Source organism: Nonomuraea sp. NPDC050451 (assembly GCF_044458585.1).
On record NZ_JBITHZ010000001.1, the window covers coordinates 426,007 to 440,606 of the forward strand.

At 71.6% G+C, this 14,600-nt stretch carries 11 protein-coding genes; 2 read left to right on the forward strand and 9 right to left on the reverse strand.

What is annotated here, in order from left to right:
* The first annotated feature begins 61 nt into the window (after positions 1-61).
* The gene (locus ACIBI9_RS01870) at positions 62-1,351 is read left to right on the forward strand and encodes a sugar phosphate nucleotidyltransferase (RefSeq protein ID WP_397220028.1); all 1,290 of its coding nucleotides are present in this window, start codon (positions 62-64) and stop codon (positions 1,349-1,351) included.
* Here the strand turns inward: ACIBI9_RS01870 and ACIBI9_RS01875 are convergent.
* The 3 genes from ACIBI9_RS01875 to ACIBI9_RS01885 form a co-directional block, all read right to left on the reverse strand.
* The gene (locus tag ACIBI9_RS01875) at positions 1,312-2,247 is read right to left on the reverse strand and encodes a hypothetical protein (RefSeq protein WP_397220029.1); all 936 of its coding nucleotides are present in this window, start codon (positions 2,245-2,247) and stop codon (positions 1,312-1,314) included. The genes ACIBI9_RS01870 and ACIBI9_RS01875 overlap by 40 nt on opposite strands.
* 134 nt (positions 2,248-2,381) lie before the next feature.
* Positions 2,382-5,366 (reverse strand): type I polyketide synthase, encoded by a 2,985-nt coding sequence (locus ACIBI9_RS01880; RefSeq protein ID WP_397220030.1) that lies wholly within the window; start codon positions 5,364-5,366, stop codon positions 2,382-2,384.
* A 150-nt stretch (positions 5,367-5,516) separates the two neighbouring features.
* On the reverse strand, positions 5,517-6,347 hold the full coding sequence (locus ACIBI9_RS01885; protein WP_397220031.1) for a helix-turn-helix transcriptional regulator: 831 nt from the start codon (positions 6,345-6,347) through the stop codon (positions 5,517-5,519).
* Positions 6,348-6,495: 148 nt separating this feature from the next.
* On the opposite strand from ACIBI9_RS01885, the gene ACIBI9_RS01890 reads away from it, so the two are divergent.
* Positions 6,496-7,824: an ATP-binding protein gene (locus tag ACIBI9_RS01890; RefSeq protein ID WP_397220032.1), complete on the forward strand. Its 1,329-nt coding sequence runs from the start codon at positions 6,496-6,498 to the stop codon at positions 7,822-7,824.
* A gap of 44 nt (positions 7,825-7,868) precedes the next feature.
* On the opposite strand, the gene ACIBI9_RS01895 is transcribed toward ACIBI9_RS01890, so the two are convergent.
* From ACIBI9_RS01895 to ACIBI9_RS01920, 6 genes are read right to left on the reverse strand one after another with little or no spacing between them, the layout of a single operon-like run.
* Entirely contained in the window at positions 7,869-9,062 is a 1,194-nt protein-coding gene (locus tag ACIBI9_RS01895; protein ID WP_397220033.1) for a PP2C family protein-serine/threonine phosphatase, read from the reverse strand.
* Between the two features lie 4 nt (positions 9,063-9,066).
* Positions 9,067-9,525, reverse strand: coding sequence for an ATP-binding protein (locus ACIBI9_RS01900; RefSeq protein ID WP_397220820.1), 459 nt, complete (start codon positions 9,523-9,525; stop codon positions 9,067-9,069).
* Positions 9,525-9,830, reverse strand: a complete 306-nt coding sequence (locus tag ACIBI9_RS01905) for an anti-sigma factor antagonist (protein ID WP_357599021.1) — start codon at positions 9,828-9,830, stop codon at positions 9,525-9,527. The genes ACIBI9_RS01900 and ACIBI9_RS01905 overlap by 1 nt, the downstream gene beginning before the upstream one ends.
* 17 nt (positions 9,831-9,847) lie before the next feature.
* Complete coding sequence (locus ACIBI9_RS01910) at positions 9,848-11,863, reverse strand: glycogen debranching protein (RefSeq protein ID WP_397220034.1); 2,016 nt, start codon at positions 11,861-11,863, stop codon at positions 9,848-9,850.
* Positions 11,860-12,195 carry an STAS domain-containing protein gene (locus ACIBI9_RS01915; protein WP_397220035.1) on the reverse strand — a complete coding sequence of 112 codons (336 nt, stop codon included), beginning with the start codon at positions 12,193-12,195 and terminating at the stop codon, positions 11,860-11,862. Before ACIBI9_RS01915 ends, ACIBI9_RS01910 begins: the two co-directional genes overlap by 4 nt.
* Before the next feature lie 7 nt (positions 12,196-12,202).
* Positions 12,203-14,599: an AGE family epimerase/isomerase gene (locus ACIBI9_RS01920; RefSeq protein ID WP_397220036.1), complete on the reverse strand. Its 2,397-nt coding sequence runs from the start codon at positions 14,597-14,599 to the stop codon at positions 12,203-12,205.
* Position 14,600 lies beyond the last annotated feature (1 nt).

The following is a 14,600-nucleotide window of genomic DNA, read 5'->3' on the forward strand; positions in this document are numbered from 1 at the left end:
GGCCATATTCCGGGCGCGAATGGTACGAATAAGTCACCGCCCGCAGTCCTTGGAGGTTGCCATGCCTTCTATTGCCACCATCGCGCTCGCCGGCGGCCGCGGCCTCCGCGCCCGCCCGCTCACCCTCGAAGGTTCCGGTCACATAAGGAGCAAGGCCGCCGTCCCTTTTCTCGGGCGGCCGGTCATCGAATGGCTCGTCGCGGCTCTGCGCGACCAGGGAATAACGAGTTTCCACGTGGCGGCCAACGGCCGGGAGAATCGTTATCAGGTCAAGGAGGCGCTGGGGTACGGCGAGCGGCTCGGGGTCTCCGTGCGCTATTCGCGGCCGCGTACGGACCGGTTCAACACCGGCTCGGGGCAGGCGACGCTCAGCGTGATCGAGGAGCACGGCCTGCTCGGCCACGCCCTGGTGCTCCCGACCGACTCGCTGTTCGAGTTCGACCTGGCGGCGCTGGCGCGCGACCACCTGGCGAGCGGGGCGGTGGTGACCGTCGGCCTGGTCCATCGGACGGCGGCGGAGGTGGCGGGCACGTACGGGCTGGTGCTCGCGGACGGCGCCGGCCGGATCCAGCGGTTCATCGAGAAACCGCCCATGGAGACCATCGCGGCGGTGGCCGCCGACCTGGACAGGGTGCCCATCAATGCCGGGCTCTACCTGGTGGACTGCGCCAGGCTGCGCGCCCTGGGCGCCACCGACGAGCTGGCGGCGCTGGCCGGGCGGGGGCTCGACTGGGGCGGCGACCTGCTCCCGTGGCTGGTGTCGCGTGGCCACCGGGTCATGTGCTCGCCCCTGGCCAAGGTGGGTGACCTGGGCAACCCCCGCGAGTACCTGCTCACCATGGCCGAGGCCCTGGCCGGCGGCTACCCGAGCCTGCGGCTCCCGGACGGGCCCGTGATCCACCCCTCCTCGCTGGCGCGCCGCGACGAGGTCAGCGGGCTGACGCTGGCCGAGAAGCTGGCCGCCGGGCTCGTCCACGTGGGCCCCGGCGCGTGGATCGGCCGGGACGTCGAGATCGGTCCCGGCGTCGTGCTGCGCGACTCGTACGTCGGCGATGAGGCGGACCTGCACCCGTGGTGCCGCCTGGAACGGGTGGCCTGCCTGGACGGCGCGATCATAGGGCCGGGCGCGCGGCTCAGCGACGCGTACGTGGGCGTGATGGCGAGGGTGGACTCGTCGCTGGAGCGCCCGGCCGTCATCGACGGCTTCACCGCGCTCGGCCACGAGGTGCGCGTCGCCGAGGGCGCCGGTCTCAGCGGCGTCATCGCCTATCCGGGACAGACCGTGACAGGGGCCGGGCACTCCGGCGGGCGTCAGTCGCAGACGTCGTCCGGCTCCTCGACCCGGTCGTAACGGAGCCGGGTCTCGATGGCGTAGGCGTGCGGCGCGTACCCGGTGCGGAGGTCCTGGAAGACGGTCCACGCCTCCAGCGGGTCGCGCTCGGCCGGCAGCCCCGCCTCGTGGGCCAGCAGCAGCGTGTCGGAGAAGTTGCGCTCCTCTCGCCCCTGCAGGCTCACCGGGATCGACGGCAGCGTGATGCACAGCCCGTGGGTCAGCCGGTGCATGCAGCGCGTCCCCGTCGTGAGCAGGGCCTTCGTGTGCGCCGGAGCCCAGCTCGGCGCGAGCGCCTCGATGAGCGCGGCCACGTCCAGGACGATGACCGCGGCCTTGAGCCAGTCGAGGTCGCCCGCGGGGCGGCGGAACGTGAGCGCCGGATGGGCGAGGTGGGAGTGCTCCACCTCGGCCATCCACCCGGTCCACTCGGCGAACAGGGTGTCGAGGTGGTCGCGCGAGCCGGTCTTGAGGTAGGACGCGAGCATCGTGTCGGCGTCGCGCGGGTTGCACACGCTGCCGGCCAGCCTGGCGACCAGCCGCTCCCGCCGGCCGTAGGCGGACAGGAAGTGCCCCAGGTACGTCGTGATGGCCGCCACCATCAGCAGCCTGGAGGCCCACTCGGCCTCGCGCAGCGGGGTGCCCTCCAGCAGTGCGAACCCGGCCGAGGACACGCCGAGCCAGATCGCGGCCACCGTGACGACGGCCAGCGGCCCGCACAGGTCGAGCAGCGGCTCCCGCAGGACGGGCGGGACCCGGCCGGCCATCGCGAGGATGGGGCCGGCGAAGGCCCGCAGGACGCCGCGGACCAGCCGGGTCGGCCTGCCACGGGGGGTGAACACGGTCAGCACGACGCTCAGCCACACCGCCGCCACGAGCGCGGCGCCGGCCAGCGTTCCCAACACGGCTGTCACCATGCCCGTATCCTTCCGGCTCTTGACTGGATTGCCCAAGAATCAGTTAGTGCTAGCAGTCGGAATGCCACCTTCAAAAGAGCGGAGACGAGGCTCCGGGCGACCCGGAGCCCCGTCTCGACAGCGGCGGCCGCGCCTCACACGGTGGCCGCCGAGCGTAATTCGGTGGTGAGGTCGAGCAGCGTGCTCGGGCCGAGCAGGCTGCGGACCGGCACGTCCACGCCCAGCTCGCGGCGCACCCGCTCGCGGAACCTGGTCGCCAGCACGGAGTCCAGCCCCAGCAGGGTGAGCGGCACGTCCATCCCGATCTCGTGTCCGGGTACGGCGAGGACCTGGGACGCCAGGTCGGCCACCATGGCGGTCAACTCCGTCTCCGAGAGGGCCGCCAGATCCGGGCGTCCTGGCAGCGCCGGGGTCGGCTCGCGGGCGGGCTCGGGAGGAACGGGGGAGGTGGCCGAGCCGGGCCAGAACCGCCGCCGCTGCCAGGGGTAGCCGGGCAGCCGGACGTACTCGCCCTCGGGGTGGACGTGCTCCCAGAGGGGACGGCAGCCCAGCACGTACGCCTGGCCGAGCGCGGCGCTGAGGGCGGCCGCGTCCGGCACGTCCCTGCGCAGGCAGGGCACCACGCTCGCGTTGGCGCCCGCCGCCTCGACCTCCTCCTCCAGCGCCGTCTGCAGCACCGGATGCGGGGTCATCTCGATGAACACGGTGGGCCGGGCGTCGGCGAGCGCGGCCTGGCAGGCGTCGGCGAAGCGCACGGGCAGCCGCAGGTTGTCGAACCAGTAACCGGCGCCCAGCTCCGTGCCGTCGACGACCCGGTCCCGGGCGCTGGAGTGGATGGGCACGGCGCAGGGGCCGGGCCTGATGCTCGACAGCGCCTCCAGCAGCGCCTCGCGCACCGGCTCCACCTGCGGCGCGTGCGAGGCGTAGTCCACGTCCACCCGGCGGCAGAAGACGCCGTCGCGGCGCAGCGGCTCGACGATCCGCTCCAGCCTCGCCGGGTCGCCGGACAGGACCGTGGAGTGCCGGCTGTTGACCACCCCCACGCTCACCTGGCCGGAGTGCTCGCCGATGGCCTGTCGGGCCGCCTCCTCGCCGAGCCTCACGGCCCACATGGCGCCGGGCGCGCGCAGCTCGCGCAGCAGCCGGCTCCTCCTGGCGATCACGGCCGCGCCGTCGGCCACGCTCAGCGCGCCCGCGGTGACCGCCGCGGCGATCTCGCCCATGCTGTGGCCGATGAGCAGATCGGGCTCGACGCCCCACTCGCGCCACACGGCGGCCAGCGCCACCTGCATCGCCCAGAGGGTCGGCTGCACCTCGTCCACGCGGGACAACCGCTCCCCGCGCAGCAGCACGTCCACGGGGGACCAGCCGAGCTCGGCGGCCACCGCTCGCGCGCACTCGTGCAGGCGCAGGGCGAAGGCCGGCTCGGCGGCCAGCAGCTGCCTGCCCATGCCCGCCCACTGGCCGCCCTGGCCGGGGAAGACGAACACCACCTTCGGCCGCCTGGCCGCGCGGCGCTCGCCGGCGTGCACCGACCGCCCGTCACCCCGCCCGCTCGCGCGGAACTCCCGCAGGGACGCGGCCAGCGAGCGCGCGTCGTCGCCGACCGCGGCCAGCCGGTATTCGTGGTGCGAGCGCCGGGCGCCCGCGCTGAAGCACACGTCGTGGAGGCCGGGGCCCGTGTCCTCGGCCCCCGTCCCCTCTGCCATCGTGTCGAGCAGTTCGGCGTACGCGCCCGCGAGCTCGTCGAGCGCCCTCGGGTCCCGCGCCGACAGGGGCAGGACGTAGCTGGGCCGGGTCCGGCCGCGCCGGGGACGCGCCGGCCGCGGCGCCTCGGAGAGCACGAGGTGGACGTTGGTCCCCGACATGCCGAAGGAGTTGACGCCCGCCAGGGCCGGCGCCTCCCGCTCCGGCCAGTCCTGGGTGAGCAGCGCGAGCTCGACGGCCGCGGTCGGCTTGCGCAGGACGGCGTGCGGCTCCACCACGTGCAGCGTCGCGGGTATGGTCCGGTGCCGCAGCGCCAGGGCCGTCTTGAGCAGCCCCGCCATCCCCGAGGTGAACTCGGTGTGGCCGATGTTGGACTTGAGCGATCCGACCAGGCAGCGCCGCCCCGGCTCCCGGCCCTCCCCCATGACCAGGTCCAGCGCGGCCAGCTCGGTCGGATCGCCGGCGGGGGTGCCGGGCCCGTGCGCCTCGACGTAGTCGACCTCGCAGGGGGAGACCCCGGCGTCGAGATAGGCCCTGCGCAGCATCGTCTCGTGCCCCTCCAGCCCGGGGGCGACGAGCGAGCCGCCGGTGCGGCCGTCGTGGGTGGCGGCGCTGCCCAGGATCGTCGCGTACGGGTGCTCGCCGTCCGCGAGGGCCCGCGAGAGCGGCTTGAGTATCAGGGCCACCACGCCCTCGCTGCGCACGTACCCGTCCCCCGACACGTCGCCGAACTTGCAGCGGCCCGAGCTGGACAGCACGCCGGCGTCCGCGAGCGCGAAATACAGGTCGGGCACGATCTGCAGGTTCGCGGCGCCGACGATGGCCAGGTCGGTCTCGCCCGCCCACAGCGCCCGGCAGGCCACGTGCACCGCCAGCAGCGACGTCGCGCACGCCGCCTCCACGCCCATGCTGGGACCGCGCAGGTCGAGCTGGGTGGAGACGCGGCCGGGGAAGATGCCGCTTACGGCCGCCCCGAGCGCGGCGTGCATGTCGTACATCCCCGAGCGGCGCAGCAGGTCCCAGTACCCCGAGGGCAGCAGGCTCGTGTAGACGCCGGTGTCGCTCCCGGCCAGGCTCTCGGCCGGGATGCCCGCGTCGTCGAGCGCCTCCCAGGTGACCTCGAGCAGCAGCCGCTGCTGCGGGTCCATCCGCAGGGCCTCGAACGGCGTGACGCCGAAGAAGCGCGCGTCGAACCCGGCGATGTCGTCCAGGTAGCCGCCCGCGCCCCGCAGGACATCGGGCCGGCGCCGGCCGGAGGCGGTCTCGATGTCGAATCTCTCTTGGGGGATCATGCCGATCACGTCCCGGCCCCCGCTGACGATCTGCCAGAGGTCGGCCGGGCTCTGCGCACCGGGCAACCGGCAGGCGGCGCCGACGATGGCGATGGGATCACGCCCGCTGTTGATGTGCATGGGGCCCCGTTCCCGTCCGCGCCCGGGTCATCGTGAATTCGACGATGCGGGCGCCGTTGTTGGTTGGCCGAACGACATCACCTAAGGTCCGGCTCGCCCACGTGGGTGTCAATTAACAGATGACGAAATACCGGGATGGTGGAATCCGCGTTATTCGCTCGCGTGCATCGGAAAATGGATCACGAGCCCGACCAGCGGCTCGTCCGGGGTGATCATGAGCGCCATGCGCAGGGTCTGCAGGCCCAGCCGCGGATGCCGGAACCGGCGCGTGAGGCTGCGGTGCTCCTGCACCTCATGCCTGCGCCACAGGCCGGCGAACAGCGGGCTCAGCTGGGAGAACTCGGCGATCTTGTTGGTCAGCCGCTCGTCGTGCGGCCATCTGGCCAGCTCCGAGCGCCACCGGGCGATGACGTCGCAGGTGACGCGCTCCCAGTCGGGCAGCCGCTCCTTCGCCTTGGGCGAGACCAGCAGCCAGCGCAGCATGTTGCGGTGCTCGGGCGTGTAGCTGCCCCAGTCGTCGTACCACTCGGCGGCGGCGTCGTTCCAGGCGGTCAGGTCGCAGTGGATGTCGGTGGCGTAGACCGGATAGTCGCTGGTGCTCATGAGGCTCACCAGCGGGCCCATCACATCGCCCGACCACGTCTGCCCCTCGAGCGGCTGCGGGTTGGAGACCTGGCCGTGCACCAGCGTGTGCATGTAGCGGCGCTCGTCCTCGCTGAGGTCGAGCACCCGGGCCAGGCTGTCGAGCACCTGGATGGAGGGCCTGATGTCACGCCCCTGCTCGAGGTAGGTGTACCAGGTCGGGCTGAGGCCGGCGAGGACCGCCACCTCCTCGCGCCGCAACCCTTTCGTCCTGCGCCCCCCTTCGGGAAAGCCCACCTGCCCCGGCGTGACCCGTGCCCGCCTGCTCCGCAGGAACCGTGCGAGCTCCTGCCGACTCCAGCCGTCGCCTGACACAGAACCCCCCGTGAGTGCCTCCACCGCGTCAGCAGATCAGGATCGCAAGGCAGAGTCTAGAAGCCTCACGGAATATTTGTCACCTCTAGCCGGATTGCGTCATTTCGGCATTGACGTTACGGCATTGTTCCCAAAGCATGAATTTGTTCATTCAATTGAGGAGATTAACCAGATGAAGTGGCATTTCATCGACCGCCGCGAGCAGCTTGCCGCGATTCGGTCAGCCCTCGGGGCCGCAGGCGCGGGGCCGATTGTCCTCACCGGTGAGCCGGGTTCGGGCCGCAGCCGGCTGGTGGAGCACGTGCTCGAATCGTCCGAGGCGGCGAGTTACGAGATCGTCCGGCTGCGTGCCGCGGACGGTCCCGGTGAGGTCGCCGCCCGCGTCGGGACGGCCGCCGGGGACCGTCCGCTGCTGCTCGTCATGGACGACGCGCAGGTGAGCGGGGACGAGAGCCTGATGGCGCTGCGCGCGGCCGCGGGCGGGAGCCCGGGGGCCAGGGTGCTGGTCACGACGCTGTCCGGGCCCGCGGCGCGGCGCCCCGATCCGGTGGACTGCCTGCGCTTCGAGCCGGGCGCGTACACGGTCGACGTGCCGCCGCTCACGGCCGAGGAGGTGGCCGCCCTGCTGGCCGAGCTGGCCGGCGGCCACGTACGGCAGGCCACCGCCGGCGCCCTGCACGCGGCGACCGGCGGCAACCTCCGCCTGCTGCACGACTTCCTGGTCGGGCGCCGGCTCACCGAACGCCTGACCCGGGGCGCCGCCGGGTGGGAATTCCAGTGCGCCACCGAGTGGCTGCCGCCGATGGACCCGTCCGCGGCCACTCCGCATCTGGTGAAGGCCACCTGGGACGCCTGGGCGGCGCTGGCCTTCGACCGGGCCTTCGAACTGTGCAAGGCGGCGGCGTGGTGCGGTGAGGGGCACACCGTCTCGGTGCCGCTGGCGCACCTGCTGCTGCTGCGCGGCAGGGGGCGCGACAGCATGTCGTTCCTGGACTCGCTGCCCGAGGGAGTGGTGGAGAGCACGCCGCATCTGGCGCTCGCCCGCGCGGTCAATCTCGCGTGCGGGCGGGGCCGGCCGGAGGCCGCCGCCGAGTTCCTGCTGCGCGCGGCGGTGGCCGCCGGGCCGGCGCAGCGGCCGCTGCTGCTCGCCTACCGGGCCTGGATCATGGCGTTGAGCGGCCGCTCCGCCGACGACGTCGGCACGATCACGCGCACCGACAGGGAGACCGCCCTGTTCGTGCACGCGGCGCAGGCCATGGCCCGCCTCCGGACCCGGCCCGACGAGGCGGTCTTCCACCTGCGGCGCGCGCTCGCGCTCACCGCCGGGGGGACGGAGGCGGGGCCGCCCTGGCTGGCGGCGCATCTGACGGCGTACCTGATCGACGCGCTGCTGCTGGCCGGGCGGGCGGGCGAGGCGACGCTGCTGGCGGAGGGCTTCCACGGCGGGGAGCCCGCCTCCGGCTGGGACGTCGCCGTCGCCATGTCGATGGTCGCCGCCTGAGAAGCCCGGACCACGTGCGGCGGCCGTGGTCCGGGCCGGGCTCCTCAGGACGGGTTCCTGCTCAGCGCCAGCGTGGTGATGTCGTCGGACTGCTCGGCGGCCCCCACGAACGTGCGTACCGAGGTGTCGACCGCCGCGAGCAGGCGGGAGGCGTGCGCCCCTGCCCCGCCCAGCACCTCCTGGAGCCGGGGGGTGCCGAACAGGCCGTGGGCGGCGTTCCTGGCCTCGACCACCCCGTCGGTGTAGGCGAACAACGCGTCGCCGGGCCCCAGCTGCACGTGGCCCAGGGTGTAGGAGCTGTCGGCCAGGATCCCGACCGCGGGCCCCGTCGGCGGCAGCATCGTCTGGCGGCCGTCGGCACGCACCACGATGGGCGGATTGTGCCCGCCGTTGATGTAGACCAGGTCCCCGGAGTGCGGGTCCAGCACCCCGAAGAACATAGTCGCGAAATACGCCTGCTTGATGTGATTTCGGGCCATGTACCGGTTGGTCCCGACCACCGCCTGGATCAGCGGGCCCGCCCCCAGCGACAGCAGGGGCAGCGCCGACTCTCCCGGCGAGCCGTCCAGCGCCACGGCGGCGGCGTCGTCGCTGACGTCCTGGACGAACCCGGTGTGCTCGGCCGTGTGCCGGAGCAGGGTCCTGATCAGCGCCATGAACAGCGCCGCCCCCACGCCCTTGTCGCACACGTCGGCCACCACCAGCGCCAGCCTGCGCCCGTTGACGAGGGTGAACACGTCGTAGAAGTCGCCGGCCACCTGCCGGGCCGGCCGGAAGCTGGCCGCGATCTCCCATCCGTCCATCCTCGGCAGCGACTCCGGCAGGAACCCGGCCTGGATGTCGCGGGCGATGCGCAGCTCGCGCTCGTACTCCCGCAGGCTGGCCAGCGCCGCCATCTCCTCCACCGTGGTGCTGAGCTGCCAGCGTTCCCAGCAGGAGTTCGCCCTGCTGCGCAGCAGGCCGGGCAGGAACGGGCGGGTCACGTAGTCGAACCCGCCGCGTACGCACTCCTCCAGCGCGGCGATGTCGTCGTCGGGAAAGGCCACGATCGTGGGCATCCGCCCGTCGACCAGGAACCGCTGGCTGACCAGCGCCATCCGCTGCAGCCCCAGCGCCGCTGAGATCAGCAGCAGATCGGGGTGCGGGTGTCGCAGGACCAGGTCGTCCGGGACGGCGAGCTGGACCTCGAAGCCCTCTTCGCGCAGCGCCCCGTCGAGTTCGAGCACCGCCGTGGACATGGGGTTAGCCGGCCCGGCAACCACCAGAGCCGTCGGCATTCGCGCCTCCAAGCAGTCGCATGATCAGGGTGTTGCGGTTGCGTCCGCCGACGTACTCGTAGTGGAACTCGTCCACCTTGCCCATGGCGAGGAGCAGCCCGTAACCGCCCTCCTCGCGCAGCGCGGGCGGCAGCGCCAGCCGCGGCGCCGGATCGTATCCGGCGGGGTCGAACGGCGGCGCGTCGTCCTCGATGCTGACCCGCAGCCGGTCGTGCTCGATCTCCCCGGACAGCTCCACGACGCCCGCCCCGCCGCGGTAGCCGTGCTGGGCGATGTTCGTGGTGATCTCGTCCGTCGCCAGGCGCAGCCAGTACGCCTGGCGGGAGGTCAGCCCCGCCCCGTCTGCCAGCGCCTCGATGAAATCGGCCACCACACCCGGCAGTGACACGTGCTGGACATCGATCCTGAGCCGGCAGGCGAGCATCACTGCATCACGATGCTGCGGTCGAAGCCGGTGAGCCGGATCGTCTCGGCCACCTCCGGCTTGGTCCCCACCAAGGTGATCTCCGAGCCCCGCGGCAGCTTCTGGTGCGCGAACACCAGGCAGCGCACCCCCGCCGACGACATGTACGTCAGCTCGTCGAGGAGCAGCACCAGCTTGCCCACCTGGCGGCCCACGGCCTGCGACACCAGATCGTTGAGCTCGGGGGCGGAGCTGCCGTCGAGCTCGCCGGCCAGCCGGATCGTGGCGGTGTCGCCCTCCACGCTCATTTTCATCCTGAAGGACATGACGTGCTTTCCCTTCGCTAATGCGTGACCAAGATCGCGACGCTTCTGGGGCCGATGGACAACTGTGACTGGTTGGCCAGCGGCGGCTCTGAGCCCGGCTCGAAGGCGTCCATCGGCGGGGCGGCGGCGGTGTCGGCGAACAGGTGCCAGGTCTGCCCGCGCGGCGCGGGCGGCAGTTCGAGCGTGTGCGACTCCCAGTGCGAGTTGGCGGCGACGTAGACGCAGTCGCTCCCGCCCCCGTCGAACAGCGCGGCCAGCACCCGCGAGTGCGCCGACCAGTCCGGTGACCAGGCGCGCACGCCGTGCCAGTGGACCGAGCCGGGAGAGCCGCCCCGCAGCACCGGGTGCGCCCGCCGGAAGGCGATGGCGCGCCGGGTGAAGCGGAACAGGTCGGCGTTCTCCTCCCGCAGCCCCCAGTCGAGCCACGTGAGCGGCCCGTCGTGGCAGTAGGCGTTGTTGTTGCCGAGCTGCGTGCGGCCGACCTCGTCGCCGGCGAGCAGCATCGGCACGCCCCGGCTGGCCAGCAGGATCAGCAGGGCGTTGCGCTGCTGCCGGGCGCGCAGCGCCAGCACCGCCGGGTCGTCCGTCCCGCCCTCGTGCCCGCCGTTCCAGGAGTTGTTGGCGTCGTCGCCGTCCCTGTTGCCCTCGCCGTTGGCCTCGTTGTGCTTGTGGTCGTACGAGACCAGGTCCCGCAGCGTGAACCCGTCGTGCGAGGTGACGAAGTTGACCGTGGCCGCGGCGCCCCTTCGGCTGTACATGTCGGGCGAGCCGACCATGCGGGTGGCCAGCTCCCCGGTGACGCCGAGATCGCCCTTGAGGTACCTGCGCACCGTGTCGCGGTAGCGGCCGTTCCACTCCGACCAGCGGCTGTAGTGGGGGAAGCTGCCCACCTGGTAGAGCCCGGCGGCGTCCCACGCCTCCGCGATCAGCTTGCGGTCGCGCAGGATCGGGTCGTACGCCAGCGACTCCAGCAGCGGCGGGTTGTGCAGCAGCTCGCCGTCGGAGCCCCGCCCGAGTATCGCCGCCAGGTCGAACCTGAAGCCGTCGACGTGGCACTCGGCGGCCCAGTAGCGCAGGCAGTCCAGCACGAACCCGCGCACCACCGGATGGTTGCAGTTGAGCGTGTTGCCCGTGCCGCTGAAGTTGTAGTAGTGCCCGTCGGGGGTGAGCATGTAGTAGGTGGCGTTGTCCAGGCCCTTGAAGCTGATCGCCGGCCCGCGCTCGTCGCCCTCCGCGGTGTGGTTGAACACCACGTCGAGCAGCACCTCGATGCCCGCCCGGTGCAGCTCCTTGACCAGGTGCTTGAACTCGTCGACCTGCATGTGGTCCCGGCCGGTGGCCGCGTAGGACGCCTTGGGGGCGAAGAAGCCGATGGGGCTGTATCCCCAGTAGTTGACGCCGGTGAACACGTTGTCGGTCTCGTCGAACTCGAACACCGGCATCAGCTCGACGCAGTTGACCCCCAGCTCCAGCAGGTACGGGATCTTCTCCACGAGCCCCGCGTACGTGCCGGGCGCCGCGACCCCGGAGGAGGCGTGCCTGGTGAAACCGCGCACGTGCAGCTCGTAGATCACCAGGTCCTCGTGCGGCAGGCGCGGCGGGCGGTCGTCCTCCCAGTCGAAGTCGTCGAGCGTCACCCGCGACCTGTGCCGGTAGGGGCCATGGCCGGTCAGCATCCTGGCGTACGGGTCGCTGACCACGATGTCCGGGTCGAAGCGGTGGCCCTGCCACGGCCTTCGGGGGCCGTCCACGCGATAGCCGTACTCCAGGCGCTCGACGTCGAGGCCGAAGACGGTCATCGCGTAGACGCTGCCCACCCGGAACGACTCCGGGAAGGGCAGCTCGGCCATCGGCTCGGGCTCGCCCTCCCGGTAGAGCACCAGCGTCACCGAGGTGGCGTGGTTGGAGTAGACCGAGAAGTTGACGCCCCCGGGCACCCGCGTGGCGCCGAACGGCAGCGACCGCCCAGCGCGCACGGGGTATCCGGCGATCCGCTGCGTGGGGTAGGCGTCGATCGGCTCCAGGATGGTCATACAGTCAACGCCTCCACGCCTTGCTCGACCGACTCGACCACGGTGAAGAACCCGAGGAAGCCGGTCGCCTCCATGATCGCGCGCACGTCGGGGGACAGCCCCGTCAGCGCGAGGCGTACCGTGCCGTGCTGGGCCTGCCGGTAGACCAGCAGGAGCACCCGCAGGCCCGCGCTCGACATGTACAGGGTCCGGGACAGATCCAGCACGATCAGACCCTCGCTGGGGAAGAGCGCCTGCAGATCCTGCTGGACCCGGGGTGCGGTCTCGCTGTCCAGCTGGCCCTCCAGGCTGATGACGGTGACCCCGCCGCGCAGCTCTTTGTGCAGTCGCATGGTCATGTCACTCCTCCACGGGCGCGAGGTGGGCGCGCACCGTCACCGGCCCGGCGGAGTCGGGCAGCTTCACCGTCATCGCCTCGGCGTCGAAGAGCTGGTACGGCGAGCCGTCCACCTCCACCCACTCCAGCCGGACCCGGCCGGGCGGCAGCGCGTCGGGCGCGACCCGCAGGACCCGGTCGGTGAACCCGTCGGGCCGCGGCCGGAACCACAGCGTCAACGGTTCCTTGTCGAGCAGCAGCCGCTGGTAGACGGTCGCCAGGAAGCACAGCTCGGCCGCGTGGCACATGCTCATCGAGTGGCTGCCCTTGAACCGCTCGGTGCCGAGCAGGTACGGGTGGCCGTCGGCGAGCACGTTGAAGTAGATCCCGCCCTCGTCGTGGTCGAGGAAGAAGGCGCTGTAGAAGGCGGCCGACTCCCGCGCCCTGCGCACGAACTCCTCCTCGCCGACCATCCCCGCCAGGATCTGGTAGGCGAGGATCGCCTGCTCCTGCTGCCACCAGGCCTTCCTGTCGTGCCAGACGAACCGGTGGACGTGCTGGCCGGGGGCGAGCCTGCGCTCGACCACGTCGTACCAGCCGCCGCGCTGCGGGTCGCTGCCGAAGCCCGGCATCTTCTCGCCGATCTCGGTCGCCAGCGTCCGGTAGCCGTCCTTGGGCCGGATCGACATCATCCGCATGAGGTTCCAGGCGATCTTGAGGTTGTGCCCGACGACCGCCCTGTCCTGCTGCCAGTGCCAGGTGGTGTCCGGCGTCCAGTCGGCGTGGAAGCGCTCCTGCACGTACGGGCTGTCCTTCCTGGGCATGTGCTCGGCGATGAGGTCGAACGTCTCCTCGAGCATGTCGGCGTGCCGCTCGTCGCCGGTGGCCAGGAACAGGTTGATGAGGTAGGCGGGGGCGTGGTCGCCGACGGAGTTCCAGTTCTTCCTCGACCGGTTCGGGCCCAGCGACTCGTGGTGCGGGCTGAGCAGGATCGGGTCGATGTGCGAGAAGTACCCGCCCCGCTCGGGGTCGTGGAAGAACTTGCGGAACAGCCGCAGCGTGCCGTCGATGTCGGCGGCGATGCGCGGGTCCCCGGTGAGCCGGTAGAGCTGGGTGGGGCCGGCCAGGGCGTAGATCTGCTCGTACATCGGGATCGCGTCGTAGTCGTCGCCGAACTCGGAGGTGAACAGCTTGCGCTCGACCCCGTCGCGCACGTCGATGCCGTGGTACCAGTACACGACGTCCTCGTCGCGGTCCACGAAGCGCATGTGCTCGCGCAGGTAGGCGGCGCCCTGCTCGGCCACCTCCAGGAAGTCCTCCTCGCCCGTGAGCATGTAGGCCGAGGACATCCCGTAGACCATCCGGGAGATCGTGTCGGTCTCCTGCACGTCCTGGCCGGCCTTCTCGCCGTCCAGCCGCAGCATGGTCCGGTACGCGGAGTAGTCGATCGGGCCGTCGGCCCCGAACTGCGCCTTGCGGTAGAACCTGCCCAGCTCGCGGATCTGCTTCACCCACCAGTCGGGCTGCTCGAAGGCGTACTGGCCCGGCTGCCTGCCCAGGAAGGTCAGCGTCTTGGCCTCGATCGTGTAGGAGCCGTTCTCGTGGTAGAAGATCCCCTTGACGAACACGTAGGTGCCCGGCGTGAGCAGCTGCTCCAGGTGCGCCGAGGCGTCGAGGTACGGCTCCGAGAGGTTGCGCACGAACTCGGCGGAGGTGGTGCCGGTCAGGCGCACCCGCACCGGCCGCCCGTCGTTGGTGCGCAGGCTGATCTCGCCGTGCTCGAAGCCGGTGACGTAGCCGGCCACCAGGTCGGAGAAGGTGAAGTCGGGCCGGTAGACCGTCTCGGAGCCCCGGTCCGCGGCCACCAGGTCGATGATCATGCGGGCGAAGGTGGCACAGTGCTCGGCCGTCCGGCCGGTCACCAGGTCGCGGTCCACCACGACGTCCTGGTCGGTGTAGACGGCGCCCATGTTGCGCGCGTCGCCGACCAGGTTGTTGTGGCACGTCACGCGGCGGCCCTTGACCGCGTCGGCGATGGGCGCCGCCAGCCAGAGGCCGTGGCAGATGATGCCCTTGACGATCCGGTGGTCGTCGAAGGCGTCCTTCAGCAGCCGTACGGCGGGGGCGAGCTCGTGGACGTCCTCGGTGTAGCGCAGCCGGTCCGACACCATGCCGGACGGCACGATCAGCACGTCGATCCGGCTCAGGTCGGCGCTCTCCAGGTCGCCGCTCACCGTGAACGGCTCCTTGAACTCATGGCCGTGGAAGGTCAGCGAGTCCTGTCCCCACAATCGCGTGAGGAACTCGACCCGCGCCCCCTCCTCGGTGAAACGCCGCTGGTAGTAGTGGAGCTCCTGCTCGACGAAGTCGCTCTCCATGAGGATCGCGACGGTGCGCCCGGCCAATCGCTTCTCACGCACG

What these genes read in the sequence shown, in the direction of transcription:
- ACIBI9_RS01870 (WP_397220028.1), top strand. Translation starts at nt 62, where the DNA reads ATGCCTTCTATTGCCACCATCGCGCTCGCCGGCGGCCGCGGCCTCCGC.
- ACIBI9_RS01875 (WP_397220029.1), bottom strand. Translation starts at nt 2,247, where the DNA reads ATGGTGACAGCCGTGTTGGGAACGCTGGCCGGCGCCGCGCTCGTGGCG.
- ACIBI9_RS01880 (WP_397220030.1), bottom strand. Translation starts at nt 5,366, where the DNA reads ATGCACATCAACAGCGGGCGTGATCCCATCGCCATCGTCGGCGCCGCC.
- ACIBI9_RS01890 (WP_397220032.1), top strand. Translation starts at nt 6,496, where the DNA reads ATGAAGTGGCATTTCATCGACCGCCGCGAGCAGCTTGCCGCGATTCGG.
- ACIBI9_RS01895 (WP_397220033.1), bottom strand. Translation starts at nt 9,062, where the DNA reads ATGTCCACGGCGGTGCTCGAACTCGACGGGGCGCTGCGCGAAGAGGGC.
- ACIBI9_RS01900 (WP_397220820.1), bottom strand. Translation starts at nt 9,525, where the DNA reads ATGCTCGCCTGCCGGCTCAGGATCGATGTCCAGCACGTGTCACTGCCG.
- ACIBI9_RS01905 (WP_357599021.1), bottom strand. Translation starts at nt 9,830, where the DNA reads ATGTCCTTCAGGATGAAAATGAGCGTGGAGGGCGACACCGCCACGATC.
- ACIBI9_RS01910 (WP_397220034.1), bottom strand. Translation starts at nt 11,863, where the DNA reads ATGACCATCCTGGAGCCGATCGACGCCTACCCCACGCAGCGGATCGCC.
- ACIBI9_RS01915 (WP_397220035.1), bottom strand. Translation starts at nt 12,195, where the DNA reads ATGCGACTGCACAAAGAGCTGCGCGGCGGGGTCACCGTCATCAGCCTG.